This is a genomic window from Aestuariivirga sp., from assembly GCF_047600585.1.
In the GTDB taxonomy this organism is placed as follows: Bacteria; Pseudomonadota; Alphaproteobacteria; order Rhizobiales; family Aestuariivirgaceae; genus Aestuariivirga.
In genome coordinates this window covers 2,505,082-2,525,338 of record NZ_JASGKP010000001.1, presented here as the reverse complement: position 1 = coordinate 2,525,338, position 20,257 = coordinate 2,505,082, and the positions used below count along the sequence as shown (strand labels likewise).

The 20,257-nt window shown below is 62.6% G+C and carries 20 protein-coding genes; 4 read left to right on the top strand and 16 right to left on the bottom strand.

What is annotated here, in order from left to right; genetic code table 11:
* Positions 1-9: 9 nt before the first annotated feature.
* Both QM801_RS12550 and QM801_RS12545 read left to right on the top strand, forming a co-directional pair.
* Positions 10-327, top strand: coding sequence for a hypothetical protein (locus tag QM801_RS12550; protein ID WP_415019552.1), 318 nt, complete (start codon positions 10-12; stop codon positions 325-327).
* 96 nt (positions 328-423) lie between these two features.
* Positions 424-792, top strand: a complete 369-nt coding sequence (locus tag QM801_RS12545) for a hypothetical protein (RefSeq protein ID WP_415019551.1) — start codon at positions 424-426, stop codon at positions 790-792.
* Between the two features lie 41 nt (positions 793-833).
* Here the strand turns inward: QM801_RS12545 and QM801_RS12540 are convergent, their stop codons facing one another.
* A complete protein-coding gene (locus QM801_RS12540; RefSeq protein ID WP_415019550.1) occupies positions 834-2,201 on the bottom strand; it encodes a methyl-accepting chemotaxis protein in 1,368 nt (455 codons plus the stop codon).
* 355 nt (positions 2,202-2,556) lie between these two features.
* On the opposite strand from QM801_RS12540, the gene QM801_RS12535 reads away from it, so the two are divergent.
* Positions 2,557-2,778 (top strand): hypothetical protein, encoded by a 222-nt coding sequence (locus tag QM801_RS12535; RefSeq protein WP_415019549.1) that lies wholly within the window; start codon positions 2,557-2,559, stop codon positions 2,776-2,778.
* A 288-nt stretch (positions 2,779-3,066) separates the two neighbouring features.
* On the opposite strand, the gene QM801_RS12530 is transcribed toward QM801_RS12535, so the two are convergent.
* Complete coding sequence (locus tag QM801_RS12530; protein ID WP_415019548.1) at positions 3,067-3,363, bottom strand: PilZ domain-containing protein; 297 nt, start codon at positions 3,361-3,363, stop codon at positions 3,067-3,069.
* Between the two features lie 278 nt (positions 3,364-3,641).
* On the opposite strand from QM801_RS12530, the gene QM801_RS12525 reads away from it, so the two are divergent.
* Entirely contained in the window at positions 3,642-5,210 is a 1,569-nt protein-coding gene (locus tag QM801_RS12525; RefSeq protein ID WP_415019547.1) for a pilus assembly protein TadG-related protein, read from the top strand.
* 1 nt (position 5,211) lies between these two features.
* On the opposite strand, the gene QM801_RS12520 is transcribed toward QM801_RS12525, so the two are convergent.
* The 14 genes from QM801_RS12520 to QM801_RS12455 form a co-directional block, all read right to left on the bottom strand.
* A complete protein-coding gene (locus tag QM801_RS12520; RefSeq protein ID WP_415019546.1) occupies positions 5,212-5,934 on the bottom strand; it encodes an N-formylglutamate amidohydrolase in 723 nt (240 codons plus the stop codon).
* Positions 5,935-5,936: 2 nt separating this feature from the next.
* Positions 5,937-7,277, bottom strand: coding sequence for a glutamine synthetase (locus QM801_RS12515; protein ID WP_415019545.1), 1,341 nt, complete (start codon positions 7,275-7,277; stop codon positions 5,937-5,939).
* Positions 7,277-7,915 carry a cysteine hydrolase family protein gene (locus QM801_RS12510; protein WP_415019544.1) on the bottom strand — a complete coding sequence of 213 codons (639 nt, stop codon included), beginning with the start codon at positions 7,913-7,915 and terminating at the stop codon, positions 7,277-7,279. The genes QM801_RS12515 and QM801_RS12510 overlap by 1 nt, the downstream gene beginning before the upstream one ends.
* A 24-nt stretch (positions 7,916-7,939) precedes the next feature.
* Positions 7,940-9,445 carry a sugar ABC transporter ATP-binding protein gene (locus QM801_RS12505; RefSeq protein WP_415019543.1) on the bottom strand — a complete coding sequence of 502 codons (1,506 nt, stop codon included), beginning with the start codon at positions 9,443-9,445 and terminating at the stop codon, positions 7,940-7,942.
* A complete protein-coding gene (locus QM801_RS12500; RefSeq protein ID WP_415019542.1) occupies positions 9,442-10,479 on the bottom strand; it encodes a hypothetical protein in 1,038 nt (345 codons plus the stop codon). The genes QM801_RS12505 and QM801_RS12500 overlap by 4 nt, the downstream gene beginning before the upstream one ends.
* Positions 10,476-12,599 carry an ABC transporter permease gene (locus QM801_RS12495; RefSeq protein ID WP_415019541.1) on the bottom strand — a complete coding sequence of 708 codons (2,124 nt, stop codon included), beginning with the start codon at positions 12,597-12,599 and terminating at the stop codon, positions 10,476-10,478. The genes QM801_RS12500 and QM801_RS12495 overlap by 4 nt, the downstream gene beginning before the upstream one ends.
* Before the next feature lie 64 nt (positions 12,600-12,663).
* Entirely contained in the window at positions 12,664-13,695 is a 1,032-nt protein-coding gene (locus QM801_RS12490) for a sugar ABC transporter substrate-binding protein (RefSeq protein ID WP_415019540.1), read from the bottom strand.
* Positions 13,696-13,709: 14 nt separating this feature from the next.
* Positions 13,710-14,705 carry an ABC transporter permease gene (locus tag QM801_RS12485; RefSeq protein WP_415019539.1) on the bottom strand — a complete coding sequence of 332 codons (996 nt, stop codon included), beginning with the start codon at positions 14,703-14,705 and terminating at the stop codon, positions 13,710-13,712.
* A gap of 83 nt (positions 14,706-14,788) precedes the next feature.
* Positions 14,789-15,202, bottom strand: coding sequence for a carboxymuconolactone decarboxylase family protein (locus QM801_RS12480; protein WP_415019538.1), 414 nt, complete (start codon positions 15,200-15,202; stop codon positions 14,789-14,791).
* Between the two features lie 11 nt (positions 15,203-15,213).
* Complete coding sequence (locus QM801_RS12475; protein WP_415019537.1) at positions 15,214-16,083, bottom strand: branched-chain amino acid aminotransferase; 870 nt, start codon at positions 16,081-16,083, stop codon at positions 15,214-15,216.
* Positions 16,084-16,161: 78 nt separating this feature from the next.
* Positions 16,162-17,364: a DegT/DnrJ/EryC1/StrS family aminotransferase gene (locus QM801_RS12470; protein ID WP_415019536.1), complete on the bottom strand. Its 1,203-nt coding sequence runs from the start codon at positions 17,362-17,364 to the stop codon at positions 16,162-16,164.
* Positions 17,361-18,137, bottom strand: a complete 777-nt coding sequence (locus QM801_RS12465) for an SDR family NAD(P)-dependent oxidoreductase (protein ID WP_415019535.1) — start codon at positions 18,135-18,137, stop codon at positions 17,361-17,363. The genes QM801_RS12470 and QM801_RS12465 overlap by 4 nt, the downstream gene beginning before the upstream one ends.
* A complete protein-coding gene (locus QM801_RS12460; RefSeq protein WP_415019534.1) occupies positions 18,134-19,129 on the bottom strand; it encodes an ABC transporter permease in 996 nt (331 codons plus the stop codon). Before QM801_RS12460 ends, QM801_RS12465 begins: the two co-directional genes overlap by 4 nt.
* A gap of 81 nt (positions 19,130-19,210) precedes the next feature.
* On the bottom strand, positions 19,211-20,251 hold the full coding sequence (locus QM801_RS12455; protein WP_415019533.1) for a sugar ABC transporter substrate-binding protein: 1,041 nt from the start codon (positions 20,249-20,251) through the stop codon (positions 19,211-19,213).
* Positions 20,252-20,257 lie beyond the last annotated feature (6 nt).

The window sequence follows — 20,257 nt, the reverse complement described above, 5'->3', positions numbered from 1 at the left end:
CTCAGCAGGATGTCCCACATTCACGGCTCGTTGGCGGTTTCTGCCGCCCGCATCGAGGCGATCGTGTCGGAACTGCTGCGCTCCTCCGACCAGCACGGCCACATTTCGGTGTTCGATCTCCAGGAACTCGACAAGGTGCGTCAGTCGCTTGAAAACCTGCAAAGCATTTCGCGCACCATCGCCGAACATATGCCGGACCGCCTTGCCATTCCGAAGAATGCGCTGAAGCAGGTGATGACGCTGGGCGACATGGAATCCGCGCTGCTCGATGGCCGGCACGCCAATGATGCGGACGATGATCAGGCCGGCATTCACCTTTTCGACTGAGCACGCGAAAACGCTCGAATTTTCTCAAATTTCTTGACGTTCACTTTACGTCAACTGTTCAGTTCCCAGTCAGGTGGGATGGTGCAAAATGCCACCATGACCGCCGAATGGACCAAAGAGGACAGGCGACGCGAGCCCCGCTTCCGCGTGCAGAAGCCCGGCCTTCTCGTGTTCGAAGAGTCCGATGTCTTCGAGCAGTGCCTGGTGCTGGAGCAAAGCGCCGGCGGTGCACGTGTTCTCTGTTCACCGGCGTTCCGGTTTCCCGGCAAAGGCATGTCTCTGGTGTTCATTGCCGAGCGGCTTCTGCAGCCGGTGGAAACGGTGTGGCGGACCGATTGCTACGCCGGATTTTCCTTCAGCCGTGAGGCCTATCACGTCTTTGACCTGGAAGAAGTCGAAGCGGCTTCGCGCTGCCCCATGAGCGCATGGCCCATGTCTTTGCCGCCGTCCTGGCGCGCAGAATAGAAAAGGCGGCCCGCAGGCCGCCTTCGCACGTCAATCGGAAATCAGGCCGCAGCCTGTCGGGTCTTGAACTGGCCGATCAGGCGTTGCAGCTCGTCGGTCTGCTGTGAAAGGCTGAAGCAGGCCGCCGTAGATTCCTCGGCCATGGCCGCATTCTGCTGCGTCGTGCCGTCAATCTTGTCCATCACGCTGCCGAAATCCTGCATGGCCTTGCCCGCTTCCGAGACGGCGCGCACGCCGTTCGAGACGAAGTTGGCGGACTTCGAGATCAGGTCGCGGATTTCCCTGGCCGCTTCGGCGGAACGTTGCGCGAGGGCACGCACTTCCGTTGCCACAACGGCAAATCCCTTGCCGGCATCGCCGGCGCGCGCCGCTTCAACGCCTGCGTTGAGGGCAAGCAGGTTGGTCTGGAAGGCGATCTCGTCCATCACGTTGACGATCTGGGCGATCTGCTTCGAGGAGGTTTCGATCTGCGAAATGGCGGTGACGGCCCGGCCGATCACCGATTCTTCCTTCTCTTTCTCCTCAACCACGCGCATGCCGTCACGGGCAAGCGTCGTGAGGCGGCGCAGTGTCTGCATCGTGTGTTCCACCTCGATGGCGTGGGTTTCCACACGCTTCGACAAGTCGCCTGAGGCCGTTGCAATTTCGGAGGTACCGGAGCGGATCACGTCGATGTTTCCGTGGATCTGGATAACCGCGTTCTCGAGCTTGGCGAGAGATTCGTTGAAGTCCGCTGCAAGATCGGCATAGGCCGCGGGAAGCTCATCGGTGATGCGGTAGGCGACATTGCCGATGGCGAGTTGCTGGATCGCGGCACCGATCGTTCCCGTCACCAGTTGACGCTCATGTTCAACTGCTTCCTCCGCCTTGCGTTCAGCAGAGACACGCGCCCTTTCGGCGACATGCTCGAGATAGACTGAAATGACGAAATCCATGTCGAGCATGGCCGACTTGATGAGTCCGCCCATGATCTTGCCGACACTCTCTTTGTCGGGCCCTTTTGCGAAGAGCGACATTCTCGGCCAGATGTTGTCGATCACAGAAACGGTGATCGCTTCCAGGATCAGGGCATAACCGCCGATGTACCAGTGGGGTTCAAGGCCGAGCCGCGCGTGAGTGGCGGCGATACGCTTGGCGTGTTCGACGAAATCGGCGTCAAAGCGGGCGCTGCCAACCGCATTCCAGTGTTCGATCTGGCGTGTCTTGGCCGAATTGATGTGATCCGCACCGGAGAAGAACTTCGCCACTTCGGGAGTCTGTTGAAGCTTGGCGTAGAACTTGTCGAGGGCACCGGGCAGGGCGCTGCGAATGGCCTCGCTCACCTTGAGCAGGTCTTTGCGCGTGTTCTCATCAATGCCGTAGTATTTGATGAAGTCGTTCGTGTCGAATGATAGCGGCGTGCTGGACATGGGTCTTTCCTTCGAATGCCACAGCGACGAATTACGCCCCACGGCTTGCGCGAACCTCATGAGCGTTGTGGGCGGACTGCAGAAAAGTGCTTGAAGAACCTAAATAAATATTCATTTTCGCTGTGAGCAATCTGTCCCAAGGACGCGTGCTGCGCGTTGCTTCCGGAGCTTCCATTTGCTGAATGACAAGATGACAGCGGGATACAGCCGCCCGTGAATCCAGCAATTGAAAGTTGCCGTTGTCTGCGTACTGAACGTTCCGATTGTTTGGTCTCGATCAATGCAATGACCCGAAGTTGAGCGTAACTGCATCGTCACGGGGGCATGAATTCAACCTGCGATGAAGGTGACAGGCTTGACGGACAGGACCATTGCGGACCGGATCATGCATCTCCTCGACCATATGCAGATCTCGATCGGACATTGCGAAAAGGTCGTGCAGAGCACTGCGTCCACGACCGGTGATCCGACGACCGGTGAACCGGAGGTCGCGGCCCTCGCGGCGCGCCTGAAGCGCCTGCAGGAACAGGTGTTGGCGCTGAAGGCAAAACACGCCCGAGCAGGCAGTGATGTTTGATTGTTCCTGCCGCTATCGCGTGGTGCGGCTGCGCGGCAACGCGTCAGCTGTGCACTTTGCGCAAGCGTTTCTGCCGCCGGGCAGGAAGAGTCCGAATCTCCGCGGGCGGTCGGGAGACTGAAGCACAAGCACCGCCGGCCTCAGGCGCGTCGCATGCATCCGTCCTTCGCCGTTGGTCGAGAGCACCGTGGTCTCGTGCTTCCCGGGTTCTTGGATGTCATGAAAGATGGCGGTCATGCCGCCCTTTGACCGCAGTGACCTTGTGCAGGTCTTTCGCCAAAGCTGGCCTTACTTGTAGGCGGGCGTTACCTGGCGCGGGCCGTTCTCGAGGCTGAGACCAAGGAAGTTCCCTTCCCGCCACACCACGCGCGCGTCATAGCAGACAGCTTCACTCAGCACCACCAGCTCCGCCCTGTCGGACAGGACAAAGGAGTTGGCCAGCTTGACCCTGGCGCCGGAGGCACTCATGTCAACGATTTCGCAATAGAGGCTGTTGCCCGAAATCTTGTCGACAAACAGTCCGTTCTTGCGAACCGCGTAACGGGGGTGAGCCCGCCGCTCGCGTGTGATCTGAACATCTGACATGCCCTGATATTGATCACTGTTACTTACGCTGGGCTGGACTCCGGCAGCCCTTTTGGCCTGCAAGAGACCGCTAATCACAACCACAGATGTCGGGAAGTATTGCCAGATGGCGAAAACCCAGGTTTCACGGGCTTCTTTCTCTCACCCTGGTTGAGAACGTGCAGGCAAAGGGCAGGTTGCCCGCAGATGCTTACAAATTGAGGCAATCTGGAAAGAGCACGCTTATGGGCGCCATGTCATGACATGGCATCCTGAGCTTGAACCGAGAGGCAACAGTCGTGTTCAAAACCGTGACGTCCTTCCTCCGCAACGCCAGCGGCAGCACATCCGTGACTCTGGCCCTGTCGGTCATTCCCCTCATGGCTGCAGCGGGTGGGGCGGTCGACTATGCCCGCTGGAGCGATGCCCGCGTCCAGGTGGGTACGGCACTCGATGCCGCAGTTCTCACCGGCACGCAGCGCCTCGCCGAAACCAAGGGAGATGAGGCCGCGGCCCTGAAGGCGGCGAGCAATTCCTACGCCAAGGCCATTGACGGCAAAGTGCCTCTGGCCCGCAACACCGTGAAATTCGCCCTCAACAAGACCAAGACCGGGCTCAGCGCCACGGGTGACGCCGCGGTCTCCACCAGCCTTTTGCGGGTTGTCGGCATCGATGAAATCCAGGTCTTCAGTTCCGCCGCGTCGGAAACCGTCGAGGCTGATTACACCGCCGGCAATCCGGGTGGCGATCTCGAGATCTCGCTGATGCTCGATGTGACAGGCTCCATGTGCAACGACGGCAATGGTCCGTGTACGTCCGGAACAAAGATCACCGCGCTCAAGGACGCAGCAAAGAAGCTGATCGATACGGTTGTCTGGGATGACCAGTCGAAATACACGTCGCGCATCGCCATCGTACCGTTCTCCACCCGTGTGCGCGTCGGGCCGGATGGCGGTGGCGCCTCGGCCATGGCCGCCATGACCGGCCTTCCCGCCACCTATTCGGGCTTCGTCAACTATTGCGTGAGCGGCAGCGGCAGCGGCGGCAGTGAAGGCGGCGGAAGCTGGACCTGCACCAAGACCGAGGTGCAGCAGGTGAAGAACCTCAAGATCATGCCCTGCGTGACCGACCGCTTCTACAACACCGGCTGGAAGTTCGATTATACCGACGATGCGCCGGGCAAGGGGCAGTACCTCAACGCCCACGATGGCTCGCGCAGCCCGAACTATGTTGATAGCTCAACGACCAAGGCCACCTCGGGCCTTGGCGCAACGGCAAGCGATCCCACCACCACGTGGAACTACGACAGCAACGGTGGCTGCGCCGATGTGGCCAACGGAAACCGAATCCTCGCCCTCAGCAACGACAAGACGGTGCTGAAAAAGAAGATCGATGGGCTCGAGGCCTTCGGCTCCACGGGCGGCGTGCTCGGCACCGCATTCTCGTGGTACATGCTCTCGCCGAACTGGAAGGGCGTCTGGGGCAGCGCCAGTGCGCCCAAGGCCTATTCGCTCCTCAAGGAGAAGAACAGCACGGGTGCGGCCAAGCTGCGCAAGATCGCCATCCTCATGACCGACGGTGTCTACAACACCTATCGCGGCTGGAAGGACCAGAGCGCCTCCGACCTCTCGAACGCTGCCATCACAATGTGCACGGAGATGAAGAAGAAGGGGATCGAGGTCTACACCATCGGATTCGGTCTGGATGAGCTTCCCGCCAAGGACAAGTCGCTGGCCTCGGCCACGCTCAAGTCCTGCGGTTCGGATGTCTCGCACTTCTATTCATCGACGAATGCAAAGGAACTGATGGCAGCCTTCGATGCGATCGGAAGCCAGGTCTCGGCTTCCAGCATCCGCCTGACCCGCTAGTTCAGTCGAGCGCCTGCGCGATGAGCGAGGCCCAGGCCTTCTGGCCCTCGGGCGAGGCGATGAGGTCCTGCCGCACTTCGAAGAGCACCGCTTCGATCCCGCGGGCTTCTCCGTGCACGGGGATGGTGTAATCGCCATCATCGCTGATCTGATAGGGCTGGTTTGCTTCCACAAGGCGGTGCGGCGCATTGAGGCGCTGTACCAGCAGTTCGCCTAGCCGCTCGGACTTCCGGAACAGAAGCCCGGCATGCCATGGCCGCACGAAGCCTTTGAACACCGGTGTGAAGCTGTGCATGGCGAGCAGGATCGTGGCCTGTCCGCGCGCCTTCCTCTGATCGAGCACAGCAGAGACGGCATTCTGGAAGGGCCAGTAATAGGCGTTCAGCCGCGCATCGATTTCGTTCCGCGAGAGATTGCGGTTGCCGGGAATCTCGGTCGTCTCGCTCACCACCGGCATGAGAGTGGGCGAATGACGCGGGCGGTTGCAGTCCACCAGCAGGCGCGAATATCCGGAGAGAACGAGCGGTGCATCGAGCGCCTTCGAAAGCAGGCGCGAGATGCCCGCCGCGCCGATATCATAGGCGATGTGCCGCTGAAGCTCGGACTCGGGCAGGCCAAGGCATTCATATGACGCCGGAATGTAGTTCGACGCATGTTCGCAGGTCAGCACATAGGGCGCGGTGCCCTCTGCATTCACGATTTCAAAGGCTGCAGGTTCTGCCATGGTCAGTAGATGGTCGCGTAGCGCTGGCACAGTTCATCGGGCGATTGCCCGTCGCTGAGCTTCAGCTCCATGCGCTTCATGCCGATGTAGGTTTCGAGCGTCACCGGTGCAAACCAGCCGCTCACCGTCTTGTCTGCCGCAAGGCAATCGAGTGCTGCTTCCAGCGTGTCCGGCAGGCGCACGAGGCCGAGCTTGCTGCGCTCCTCGGCAGAGAGCGCTTCCGGATCGCCGGAGAAGATCGGTGGTGCGGGAAGCTTGGCGCGAATGCCTTCGAGGCCTGCAAGGATCAGCACCGCCAGAGAAAGATGGGGCGAAGCGGTTGCATCCGCAGCACGGAACTCGATGTTGTATTGTTTGGCCGGGTCCTTGCCGCCGATCGAGACCGTGGGGCAGATGCGGAGCGACGACTCCCGGTCGCGCTCACCCAGCCAGGTGTAGCTGGAGCTCCAGTTGTGCGGCTTCAGGCGCAGGCCCGAAATGGGAGACGATGCGGTGAAGGCGATGAGGGCGGGCAGGTGCTTGAGCACGCCCGCCGCGAAGGCACCTGCCAGCTTCGACATGCGGCCCGGCCCCTTGGCATCGAAGGCAGCGGGCTTGCCGTTCGCGCCAGCGAAGCTGAAGTGGATGTGGACGCCGTTCCCCACGCCATTGACGGCCGTCTTGGGCGAGAAGCTCGCCCGCCAGCCCCGCCGCATGGCGATCTCGCGGATGACTTCGCGGATCACGAGCGCGCGGTCGGCGGCCACAAGGCCGTTCGCCGGCGGCGTGGTGATCTCGAACTGGTCGCGGCCATATTCCGCGACAAACACTTCGGGCTCGATCCCTGCCTTCGTCAGAGCCGCAACGATATCGGGCCCGAAGGGATCGGCGCGGCGCAGCGCCGAAACGGCGAAGGAAGGGGCCGGCGGCCAGTTCGCGCCCAGCACCTGGAATTCCTGTTCGAAAGAGGCGATGAATTCCGTTCCCGTCTCCTTTTTGAATTCCGCCAGCGCGCGCTTCAGCAGGCTGCGCGGGCAGCAGACCCACGGTGATCCATCGGTCTCGACGATGTCGCTCATCACGAGGTCGAGTGGTGTAGCGGCACCCGCCGGCCAGCAGGTGTAGCGCGCCGCACGGTCGGCGATGAGACGGAGATCACCGGCGCTGCCCCACGGATTGGGATCGGCGATGATGTCGTAGCTGGTGAGCGACATGTTGGCCGGAACCCAGCCGCAGGTCTTGGCGCCCTTCGAGGCGTCGAACGAGGCGCGCGTCACGGAACGGCCGCGGGCAATGCCGGCATAGTCCATGATCGTGAGCGCGGTGAGGGGCGCGGGCGCAGTGGGGGAGGGAGCCTTCGGCATCACGCCAGGTCCTTGAAGCGCGTCACGATGGTGGCGGTGTCGGTGATCCAGCCATAGCCGCCGAAGGCGCGGAGTGCCGCATCATGCCGTTCCTGGCTGTAGGTGGCGCAGGCATCCGCCGCAACGCTCACCATGTAGCCGCGGTCGGAGGCATCGCGCACCGCCATGTCGACACACTGGTCGGTGACGACGCCGGCGATCACCAGATAGCGGATGTTCATGTTCTTCAGCACGTAGTCGATCGCTGTCGAATTGAACACACCGGAGGAGGACTTCGGCAGCACGATCTCGTTCTCGATGGGTGTCAATTCGCGGATTGGCTGGCCCTCCGGCAGGCCCTTGGGCACGAAGATGTTCGAGAGGCGGTGATCGAGCGAAATGTCCCGGCCATCCTTCGTCAGTGCCTCAATGATGGTGTGCAGCACCGGTACGCCCGCGGCCCGCGCTGCATGCAGCAGCTTTTCCTGGTTGGGAATGGCAGTCTCGCGCAGGCGCTTGAAGTAGTAATGGTCGGCCGTGTACTCCGGATGCGCGGGGTCAAGCCCGGGACGGCAGAAGATTTCCTGGATGTCGACAAAGAGAAGGGCCGTCTCACCCTTCACATAGGGCGCATCGCGCCTTGTGATCACTTGCGCCATGGCGCTCACTCTCCTCAGGCGGCGCTAATGCACCGCGGCAAACATAATTTTCTCTTCCGTCGCCTCTGCCGGTGAAATCTCTTCCACCACGCGGCCTTGGCGGCACACCAGAATGCGGTCCGACAGGTTCATGATCTCCGGCAGATAGGATGAAATCACCACGACGGCGAGGCCCTGGTCGGCAAGCTCGTTGATGAAGCGGTGGATTTCCGCGATGGCGCCCACATCAACGCCGCGCGTCGGCTCGTCGAAGATCACCAGCTTCGGCTTCTGCGCCAGACCCTTGCCGATCACCACCTTCTGTTGGTTGCCGCCCGAAAGCTCAACCACGCGGGCGTTGTCGTTGATCGCCTTCACGTCCAGCCGCTTCGACCACTGCGCCGAGATCTCCTGCATCTCGGTATAGCTCACGAACTTTGCCTTGGTGAGGCCTGCGGCCAGCGCGCCCGAATAGAAGTTCTCGGCAATCGACATGGTTTCGAAGAAGCCTTCGAGCTTGCGGTCCTCGGTCACGTAGATGATGCCGTCCTGCACGGCGTGAACGGGCACGTTGTAGCGCACGGGCTTGCCGTCAAATACCACCTCGCCGCCCCTCAGGAAGTCGCGCTTGTAGATGCCGGAGATGATCTTGAACGTTTCCGTGCGCCCCGAGCCCACAAGGCCGAAGATGCCGGTGATCTGCTTCTCGAAGATCGAGAAGGAGTTGTTGCGCACCATGTTGCCCATGGAAACATCGCGCACCGAGAGGATCTGCCGCCCGGGCCTGCGCAGGTCCGCTGCGGTGCGCCTGCGGTTGTAGATCTCACCCGTCAGGCTGCGGCCCACCATGGCGCGCACCACCTTGTCGCGGTCGAAGTCAGCCGAGGAGCCGCTCTCCACCAGTTCGCCATCCCGCAGGATGCTGATGCGGTCCGCATGGGCGAGGGCCTCCTCGAGGGCATGGGTGATGAAGATGATGGAAACGCCCGACGACTTCAGCCGTTTCATCAGCGCGAAGAAGTGGCGCTTCTCCTCGGGCGTGAGCGTCGCCGTGGGTTCATCGAAGATGATGACGTCGGCCTTGTGGTGAACGGCGCGCGCAATCTCCACCATCTGCCGTTTGGCAGCACCGAGGGTGGCGACGGTTGCCGTGGGGTCTACCGTGAAGTTGAGGGATTGCAGAAACTGCTGTGCGGCGATGTAGATGCCGCGGAGGCGGTTCAGGAATTTCTCCTCACCGAGGTAGATGTTCTGCGCCACCGTCATGGAGGGAACGAGGCTGGTCTCCTGGAACACCATGGCGATGCCGTTCTGCAGCGCCTCGAAGGGCGAGGCGAAGCGCACGGCTGTGCCATTGTGCAGCATCTCGCCTTCGCTGGCCTCTACCACGCCTGCCATGATCTTGGTGAGGGTGGACTTGCCCGCGCCATTCTCGCCGAGCAGGGCGTGGATTTCACCCTTCAGCAGCGAAAAGTTCACGTTCTTCACCGCCGGCACACCGCGATAGGCCTTGGTGACGTTGCGCATCTCGATGACGGGCTGGAGGCTCATGCGGCACCTCCCGTTGCGATGCCGATGATGTGGTTGCCGCCTTTCGACGCGGCCACCACCCGGCCATCGAACAGGATCGCGGATGTCACGCCATGGAAGCGGCCGTTGGCGCGGCTGTGAAAGCTGGTTTCCGGCTGGAAATCATGATCGAGTGAAGCCACCAGACCATAGGACCGTGAAGGCGACCACGGCTTGTGCACGCCCATGCTGCGCACGCCGCCGTTCTGCAGCGGCTCAAGGAAGCTGTGGGCGGGCGAGAGCGTGGGCGCAATCCAGAAGCGGCTGTCGATCTCGCGCATCATGTCGGCGCGGTATTGCGGTTCCTGCAGCACGAACTCGACCAAGCGATTGAGCGGCGCGAAGAGCGCGAGGAGATAGCCCGTGTGCGTCGCCGTAAGGCGCGCAGGATAGGCCGGCAGCCGTGACAGAACCTCCGCCGGCCGGCCACCGGACAGCGGAACGGCCACAAGGCGGTGGGCCCAGCTCTCGCTCACCACGAGACGCTGGTTCCGCGTATCCACGGTGATGCCATAGGCATAGTTGAGGCCGGAAGCGAGTTGCGTGCGGCTTCCCGTGGCCGGATCGACGCGCCACACGGAGCCGGATCGGTTGCGGTGCATGAGGTCACTCGTCCACTGCGACGGCGCAAAGTCCGCCGACCCGTTGCAGACATAGAGCGCACCCTCATGGAAAGTGAGCGCCGTAATGCAGTTGAAGCCTGCCACGGTCTTCTCGCCGATCTTCAGCGTGCCGTCTTCAAGACCAAGCGCCAGCACATCGTCACTGCTCACTGCCAGCGCCGTCACGGGCGAAGGCAACGTGGCCAGCACCTTGTGGGGCGATACCTGCCGCACCTCATGGCCGCTCGAATAGATGAGCTTGCCCTTCAGCACCGCCAGATTGTCGGGTTCGATGGCGGCAACGACAACTTCAGCCTCATCCAGCATCGTGTTGGGGCGCAGCGCCCCGTCCATCGGCGGAATGGTGACGGCCTTGCCGCGGAAGAGATCGAGCAGGGGATCAAGCAGGCTCATGTGGCGGCTCCCCAATAGGAGCGCGGGCCGGTCCAGTTCGGATCGGCATTCTCCAGCTTGTAGCGGCCGATCCTGTTGTTGAGGATGCCGCCCACATAGAGATAGCCCTTGTGCTCGCGCATGGAGGTGACCATCGGATGACTGTTGCCGGTGAGGTCGCCCATGGTTTCGATGATGCGGCCATCGCCTGCGAACTTCACGACGCCGCCCGTGTTGATGTTGGGGAAGAGCCACTCATCCTGCGGCAGGCGGCGGCTCATGCGCTTGCGGAAACCGGGATGACGAAGTGCAAGGTCGAAGCTCGGCGTGCGCATGCCGAGCCAGGCCATCCAGTAGTTGCCGTCGGAGGCGCGGTTGATGTTGTCGGGATAGCCGGGCATGTCCTTGATCACGCATTCGGCGGTGCCGGCCTTGGGGCCCTCGATCCAGTAGCGGTGCACGCGGCAGGCCCAGCTCTCGGCGAAGAACAGCGACTTGCCGTCATGCGCCATGCATACGCCGTTGGCATAGCGGTAGTTGTCGAGCAGCGTCTTCGTCTCGCCCGTCTTGGGATCATAGACCAGCAGGCGGCCGGTGGGGCGTCCCTCGATCGAGTCGATGGCCCAGTCGTGGGCCTCGTAGCGCGTGGTGGAGTCGGTGAAGTAGATCTTGCCGTCAGGGCCAATGTCGAGGTCATTGGGATCACGCAGGCGGGCGTCATCGACGATCGAGGTGTAGGAGCGGTTGGTCTCGGCGGAGAGCTGCTTCACCTCGCCCTTGGGCGAGATCTGGTAAAGCCCCATGGCGCCGACGCAGGAAAGGATGTTGCTGTCCTTGTCGATGGCGAGGCCCAGCGGGAAGCCACCCGTGTGCGCGAAGATTTCGGAGCGCACGTAGTCGGGTGCAAAGAAGCGCACGATCTCGCCATGGCGCGTGCCGCAATAGAGGTGGTCATCCTTGTCCAGCACCACGTCTTCCGGGCCTTCCAGTTCGCCAAGGCCGATATATTCCGTGTGGGCGATGCGGTTGTTGAGGGCATAGGGTGAGCCGCTGTCCGGCACGGCGGATTGGGTCTCGCCCATGCGGTGATAGATCGGTGCCACATAGAGTTCGTTCAGCACCTTGTGGCGGTTCTTCAGCCAGCGGATGTCGAGGATCACGGCGGCCGCGAGCATGATGCCGAGCACCATCTGGTTCGTGCCCGTGCCGTAGCCCAGGCGGATGAGGCCGTTGTTCATGACAAGCACGATGATGGCGCCCATGATCGACTTCGCCACCGAGCCGCGCCCGCCGCCCAGCGAATTGCCGCCGACCACCGCTGCGGTGATGGCGAGGATTTCCATGTTGAGGCCGGTGCCGGGGCCGGCGCCGCTCAGGCGGCAGGCAATCAGGAAACCAGCGAACCCGGCGCACAATCCGGAAATCACGTAGGACATGAACACCGTCTGCCGCACCTTGATGCCGGAGTTGTGGGCAGAGCGGCGCGAGCCGCCGACGGCGAGAATGTGCCAGCCGGGGCGGGAACGCGTGAGCGCGATATGCGCGATGGCCGCCAGCAGCGTGGCCGAGATCACCGGCACGGAAAAACCGTAGACATCGCCGTCGCCGATGAAGTCCCAGACATCGGAGGAGGCCGACGACAGCTGGATCAGCGAGCCGTAGTTGACGATGAGGATGTCGTAGATGGCGCGGCCGATCACCAGCGTCACCAGCGTGGTGAGGAAGGCGCGCAGCCGCATGTAGCCGATGAGATAGCCGTTCACGGCGCCGAAGGCCGCACCCGTGGCGATGGAGGCGAGCAGCGCCACGCCGGTGGGCAGTTCAAAGATGAAGAACGTGGCAACAGCCGCAAAGGCCGAGAGCGCGAAGATCGAACCCACCGCCAGGTCGATACCGCCCGCCAGCATGACAACGGTGAGGCCGATCACCACGATCAGGAACTCACCGAGCTGGCGCGTCGATTCCAGCAGCGAGAACGGTTCGAAGAAGCCGGGAATGGCCGTGCCGAAGACGCCGATGGTCACCAGCAGGGCGAGGAAGGGAATGGCATTGTCGGTCCAGCGCTTGGTCAGGATCTCGCCGATGATGTGATCGGGAACGAGATTGTAACGCCAGGCCTGAAGCCGTTCGCGGAAGGTCATGGGGTCAGCCGGTCAAAAGGAACATGCGGGGAGAGGACCGTTTATCCGCTCCCCGCACGTGGCATCACTTCGCCGCGTCCTGCAGGGCCTTCAGGCTCCAGCAGCTGCGCGGGGTGAGGTTGTCCTTCGTGACGGTGGACATCAGCGTGTAGAGATAGGGCGAAGCGGTGCCCGGGGGCTGGCCGCTCTGCAGCAGGTACTTGATCACCGCCACCATCGCTTCGCTCTCGTTGTAGAGCTCGGTTGAAACAACGGCGTCGAAATTGCCGTCCTGGATGTTCTTGCAGGTGGCATTCTCTTCGCCGCCACCGGTGGTGACGAGATAGACCTGGTCCTGCTTGCCCGCATCGCGGATGGCGGCGGCCGCACCCGTGGCGTCACCATCCCAGAAGTCGATGATGCCACAGATGTCGGGGTTCTGCTGCAGCATGGTGGTGGTCACGTTGCGCGAGTTCGTGGCATCCCAGTTGGAGTCGGGCTTGGCGACCACCTGGAAGTCCTTGTGCTGCTCCAGCACCTTCATGATGCCGGCATACTGGTAGAGGCTGGTGGCGTTCACTTGGTCGCCCTGCACGAGGCCGATCTTCTTCGAGGACTTGTCGCCGCAGCCCTTGATCACCGCTTCTGCTTCAAGCTGGCCCAGGCGGTTCCAGTCGCCGCCCACATAGGCGTCGGCCTTGAAGTTGGCCGGGTTGTCGATGAGGATCACGTAGATCCCTTCCTTCTGCGCCTTCTTCATCAGCTTGACGTAGGAGTTGAGGTCGGGCGCCATGATGACAAGCACGTCCGGCTTGGTGCTGGACGAGATGAGTTCGGTGATGGCCTGCGCGCCTGCTTCCACGGACCAGTTGGGGTCACGCGTTTCGAAAGTGCCGCCGAAGCCTTCCACTTCGCGCTTCAGGATCGCGGCCCAGCCCTGAGCGAGGTCGAAGCCCATGGCCATCGGAACCAGCGCCACGCGCTTGCCCTTCAGGGCCGCTTCATAGATGGCGGGGCCGCCCGCGGCGGGGCCATTGTCTTCCTGCGCAAAGGCGGGAACCGCGTGTGTCAGTGCAGTTGCGGTGGCCGCAGCGGCCAGCAGCATTTTCCAGTTCATGACGTTACTCCCTGTCATATGTCGCCCTGTTGGGCTGTCTGTTCATCGCGTGGGTTGAGGATGCTGTCCACAATGATGGCGATGAGCAAAACTGTAGACTTGATTAGATTTTGGTAAATGTTCGGAATGTCGATGATGGTCATGGCATTGAGCATGATGCCGATCAGGATGGCGCCGCCGATCACGTTGCGCATGCCGCCCTTGCCGCCCGAAAGGCCGATGCCGCCGATCACCACCACCAGGATGATGTCGTAGAGCAGCGTGGAGTTGACGACGCGGGTGTTCATGCTGTGAAGGCTGGAAGCGGTGAGCAGGCCGGCGGCAAAGGCGATCACCGCGGAGATCACATAGCGCAGCATGTTCATGGGCCGCACCGGAATGCCGATGTTGCGCGCCGCCATCAGGTTGTCGCCCATGAAGTAAACATAGCGCCCCCACTTGGTGTAGCGGAGGAAGAGATAGGCGATGAAGCAGGCGCCGCCGAAGATGAAGACTTCCGCCGGAATGTCGAGGATGCGAACGCCGCCGAGTGTCTCGAGCCAATGACCGGGCGGAATGGCGATGGCATCCTGGGTGATGAGCTGCGAGCGCACATAGCCGAAGACGAAGGAGCCGCTGGCGAGCGTCGCAAAGATCGCCGGCACATCGGCGTAGGCGACGAGGAAGCCGTTCACGAGGCCGATCGCCAGCACGGCGAGAAGGGCGATGCCGAAGGCCGCACCTTCGCTCCACCCGTCGTTCAGCATCTGCAGGTACCAGGCAGCGCTCATCGCCATGATGGCGACGGCGGCAAGGTCGATGCCGCGGCCGATGATGACGATCGCCATGCCCACGGCAAGCAGGCCCAGAACCGAAACGCTGCGCACGATGGAAATCAGGTTGGCAGGATCGGCGAAGCCGGGGAGCGTGACAGCCGAGATGAGGAAGAGCAGGGCGGCGATGCCGAGCACGATCCGTTCCTGACTCCAGAAACCCCGCGACAAGACGCCCGCCGTACTCAGCCCACTCATTGTTATGTGCCCGATCCCTTTACCCTTTTGGAAACTTGCCGCACCCCCCGGGGGCCGTCAAGCAGGGCAGCGGGTTTTCGCGACTATTCGCGCCCGTTTTCCATGTCGAAAACGGGGTCCACCGGCACCTGCATGGCATTCAGCAACTGGTTGGTGCGGCCGGCGGTGGCGATCACCCGCAGCAGGTCTGCATACATTTCATCCGTCATGCCCTTGGCGCGGGCAGCGGCGGTGTGGGAGTGCACACAGTAGCGGCACGAGTTGGTGACCGAGACGGCGATGTAGACCAGTTCCTTGGTCAGCGGGTCGAGCGCCGAAGGCACAGCCATGACGGATTTGACACCCTGCCATGTCTCTTCGAGAAGCTGTGGATCGAAGGCGAGATAGAGCCAGAAATTGTTGATGAAGTCGGACTTGCGGGTGGCGCGGATGTCATCGAACACCGCCTTCACGCGCGGGTTGGTCTCGGCATCCTGGATCAGCGTGACGGTCGACATGGCAGAACTCCTCAGAGGCGCTGGCCGCGGGCGGCCCAGTCCCAGTAAATCTCACGCGCCCGCGGGGCAACCTTGCCGGGGCCATACTCCACATCGTCGAAGCGCGTGACGGGCGTCACCTTGGAGATGTTGCCGGACATGAACACCTCGTCCGCCTTGCGGAAGTCGTCGTGGCTGAGGGTGCATTCCTCCACCGTGAAGCCGTCCCCGCGGAGAAGCCCGATGATGCGCTGGCGGGTGATGCCGTTGAGGAAGGTTCCGTTCGGCACCGGCGTCTTCACCACCTTGTCCTTCACCATGAACACGTTCGCGGTCGCCGTTTCCGCCACGTTGCCGAGGGGATCGAGCACCAGCACGTTGTTGAAGCCCTTGGCGTGGGCCTCGCGCAGCATGCGTGCATTGTTGGGATAGAGGCAGCCCGCCTTGGCATTGACGAGGGCGGAGGCCAGCGTCGGCCGGGTGAATTGCGTAGTCGTCACCGTCTGTGACGCGGTGGGTGGCGCAAGCGGCAGTTCCTCGAGGCAGAGACAGAACACCGTCGTCTCCGGATTGGGGCCGATCACGCCCTGTCCGCCGCCCGTCGACCAGTACATGGGGCGAATATAGACGGGCCGGTCCTTGCCAAGCAGCCGCATGCCCTCGTGGGTGATGGCCACCATCTCGGCCACGGTCTTGGTCGGCTTCAGGCCCATCACGGTGGCCGAATGGTTGGCGCGGGCCAGGTGCAGGTCGAGGTCCGGCATCAGCCCGTCAAAGGCGCGCGCCCCGTCGAATACCAGCGTGCCAAGCCAGGTGCCGTGGTCGGCGGCCTTCATCACGGGAATGTCGCCCTGATGCCACTTGCCTTCAAAATAGGTCCAGATATTCGTGCCGACGGCCATGATCAGTAGTCCTGTTGAGATATGGGAGAAAGGTTAGCCGCCCCGCCTGCTGCAAAGAAAGGGTCTTTGCGCCGCAGCTCAGGAAACCCTGCCGAGAGCCGCGCGCAGGGCCTTGCCCACGGTTGAGGCATCGGCCTCCGCCATGCAGACGGGATTGATGACCACGCGATTCTGCCCGCGCCAGAAGGGGTCAGCATGGATGCTGGGCTTGCCCCCGATGAGCTGCTTGAGCACCCGGGCGGCACGGTCCGGCTTTCCCTCACACTGGACGATGAGGAGGGGAATGCCATGGGTGTCGTCCGCACCTTCGATGGAGACGGCGGCAGCCTTCGCGTCCTTCAGTTCGCGCGCCACATCCTGCAGCAGTGCCATCCAGCGGGCATGACGCGTGGCATCGCCTTCGGCAATGAAAAGGCGGAGCGCGGTCAGGAGCCCCACGATCTCCTCCTTCCCCGCCTTGCAGCTGCGGCCGATGCCGTGCTGCGGCGTGCCCTTGAGCTTCTTCTTGTCGATGAGGCTCTTGGGCGGATCCCACATGTCCTCATAGATGTCGAGGTCGAGGTGCTGCAGCGCCGCCGACATGATCAGGTCCTTGCGGCCACAGAGAATGCCGCTCGCCTGCGGGCCGCCCAGAAGCTTCCCTCCGGAGAAGGCGACGAGGTCTGCACCTTCCGCGATGAAACGCTTGAGGTTGAATTGCGGCGGCAGTTGTGCCGCGGCATCGACGATGACGGGCAGTTTGTGGCGCTTGGCAATCGCCGTCACAACGGGAAGCGGCGGCTGGGCCGCGGCATCGGCGACGTAGAAGATCGCCGCCGTGCGATCGCAGATCGCGTCCTCGATCTCCCAGCCCTCGGCATCGCGCACGCCTGCACCCGAATAGCGGTCGGGCAGGCCCACCTCGATGATGGTCGCCCCTGCCGCGCGGATCGCATGATCATAGAAGTTGCGCTGGCTGCGGATCATGATGACCTCGTTTTTCATGCCCCGTGTGTCGGGCAGGCGCGCCATGCGCCCGGGATCAAGTCCCGCCATGCACGCCGCAGCCGCAAGGAGGAGGCAGGCCGACGCGCCTGAGGCAACGTAGCCCGCCTCCGCTCCCGTGGCCCACGCGATCTGTTGAGAGGCTGCCGCCTGAAGCTCCGCCATGTCGACGCAGTGTTGCGAGGCCTGCACCATGGCCTCGGCCACCTCGGGCCGCATCAACCCGCCCGAGAGCCGCGTCGCCGGACCTTTGGCATTGATGATCGGCGTCACCCCGATGGTCTTGTAGATGCTCATGTTGAAGGCGGCCCGATGCGGAAGTCGGCGCTCTCGGGAATGAGCTGCCCGCCATCGACCACGATCGTGGTACCGGTCACGTAGCTGGCCTCATCGGAGGCGAGATAGAGGAAGGCATTGGCCACATCGCGCGGCGTGCCGAGGCGTCCGAGCGGAATCGCCGCTTCCATGCTGGCGACGTACTCGGCGCTGCGGTGGATCTGGATTGCTTCGGTGAGGATGTTGCCGGGCTCCACACCGTTCACGGTGATGCCATAGCCGGAGAACTCCAGTGCCGCCGCGCGAATGAAACCGTTGATGCCGGCCTTGCTGGCCGCATAGTGGCCGTGGCCGGGATTGGTGACGTGTGGCCCGGTGATCGAGGACGTGTACAGCATGCGGCCATGCTTCTGCGCCCGCATGACGGGAAGCGCCGCGCGCGCCGCGTTGAAGGCGCCGCGCAGGTTCACGCCCAGCACCCGGTCCCAGTCCTCGGGCGACGTCTGCTCGATCAGCTGCCAGGGATAGATGCCGGCGTTCTGCACGAAGATGTCGAGCCTGCCGAATTTTTCCTGCGCCAGCGTCACCGCCCTTTGCGCGTCTTCCATCTTCGAGATGTCGGTGCGGATGAATTCCGCGCCCAGTTCCTTTGCTGTTTCCCGCCCCGCCTTTTCCTCCACATCGGCGAGCACGAGCCGTGCCCCTTCCTCCCTGAAGCGGAGAGCCACGCCCTTGCCGATGCCGGTGGCCGAGCCGATCACCAGCGCCACACGGTTTGCGAGACGACCGCTCATGCAAGGCTCCTGCGGATGGTTTGCTTGAAGGTGTCGAGCATCACGGCGGCAAGCACAAGCAGACCGTGGATCACCTGGGTCACGTTGGCGGGAAGGCCCATGAGGTTGATCGCCGTGTTGATCGACGAGAGCAGCAGTACGCCGGCATAGACGCCGGGCAGCGAACCCACGCCGCCCTTGAGGCTGACGCCGCCGATCACCACCGCAGCAAAGGCATTGAACAGCATGCCCACGCCGAGATTGGCGGTGGCGCCCGAGGTGCGGATGGTGAGCAGCCAGCCGGCCAGGCCCGCCGTTGCGCCAGCAAGTACGAAGGCGATCATCAGGTTGCGGTTCACGCGGATGCCGGCGCGGTGAGTGGCGGTTTCATTGCCACCGATCATCTTGAGGTGGCGGCCGAAGGGCGTTTTCATCATCATGAAGGAGAAGGCGACGAAGCAGAGGATGGCGATCCACGCAGTGAGCGGCAGACCGAGGAAGCGCTGGATGCCGAAGAAGCGGATGGCGGGATCGAGGTCCTGCGCCGACCGCCCGCCAGAGACGGCGACCACAAGGCCGCGCACCCAGATATAGGCCGCGAGCGTGATGATAAAGGCGTTCATCTTCACCTTGACGATGAGGAAGCCGTTGAAGAGGCCGATGATGCCGCCGACGGCGAGCGCCGCCAGCAGGGAAACGGGAACGGCGAGCCATTCCGGCGTGAGCTTGAAGCCCATGCCGATGCCGGCGGAGCAGAAGAGAATACCCACGCCCATGGCGGCAAGGGCCGCAACCGATTCAACCGAAAGGTCCATCTGGCCTGCAAGGATGACGAGTGCGAGGCCGATCGACATCACGCCGAGCACGCTCGAGGCCTCGATGATGTTGGCGAAGATGCTGGGCTGGAAATAGTTTGGGATGAAGGCCGAGAACACGGCCAGCACGAAGATCAGCATGAACCAGACGAGATTATCGAGAATGAATTCGACGCGGCGCCGTGTCTGCGGTGTCATCTCTGGTTCCGTAGCGAATGAGAGTTGCAAGGGGGAGAACCTCCGGGCCTTGGCAGCCCGGAGGTTTTGAGGAGGAGGGCGTTATTCCACCGACTTCACGGTGTCCGTCGGCGGCTTCAGGTTGCCCCAGAAGCTCGGATTGTCGACGTTGTCCTTGTTGATGGCAGCACCGGGGATCTTGATATTCGGACCCCAGGCTTCGATCGTCACGGTGGACTTGAGGCCGAGCACGTCATACTCGCCGGCCTTGATCTCCTGCTTGTTCACGATCTTGTCCATGAACATCGCCACGGCGGCGGCCTGAGCATAAAGCGGCTGCTCCACTTCCACGTTGAGCCAGCCCTTGCGGATGAGGTCGAGGCCGACGGGCGCACCGTTCGAGCTCATCATCATCACGTCACCCGGCTTCTTGCCTGCCGCTTCCAGCGAGGCGACGGCCGCCACCGAGAGATGCGCGGCATGCGAGAAGATCAGGTCGATGTCCGGATTGGCAACGATGGCGTCGGCCACGATGGTGCCGGCGTTGCTCGCTTCCCACTGCATGGCGGGCTTGGAGATGATGGTGACGTCCGGGAACGCCTTCATCTTCTCTTCGAAGCCCTTCTGGATGTCGAGGGTGTAGGGGTCGCCAGGGTCGCCCAGCACCTGCAGAACCTTGCCCTTCACCGAACCGTTCTTGGCGGTGAGAAGCTTCTGGGTTTCGTCGGCGGCGATGTGGCCGATCTCCACCGTGCCGGCCACCGAGGTGAAGTCCGACATCGTCGAGGTGATCTGGCGGTCGAATTCGACAACCGGGATGCCGGCGGCGCGGGCCGCCTCGATCGAGGGCTTCAAGGCGTTGAAGTCGACGGCGGCGAGGATGATCGCCGCAGGCTTCAGTGCGATCGTGTCGTTCATCTGCGACTGCTGCGCTTCCGTCTTGTTGTCGGCGTTCAGCGTCTTCATCTCGTAGCCGACCTGCTTGAGGAACATCTCAAGCGCGCTCACCGAACCGGTCTGGAATTCGTCGAGCAGGGTGGGAACCATGTAATAGACGGTGCCCTTGCCTTCGGCCATCGCAGGCTTGATGGTGGCAGACGCGGCCAGCGCCGCCATGACGGCCATGAATGTTCTTCTGTGCATTGTTCG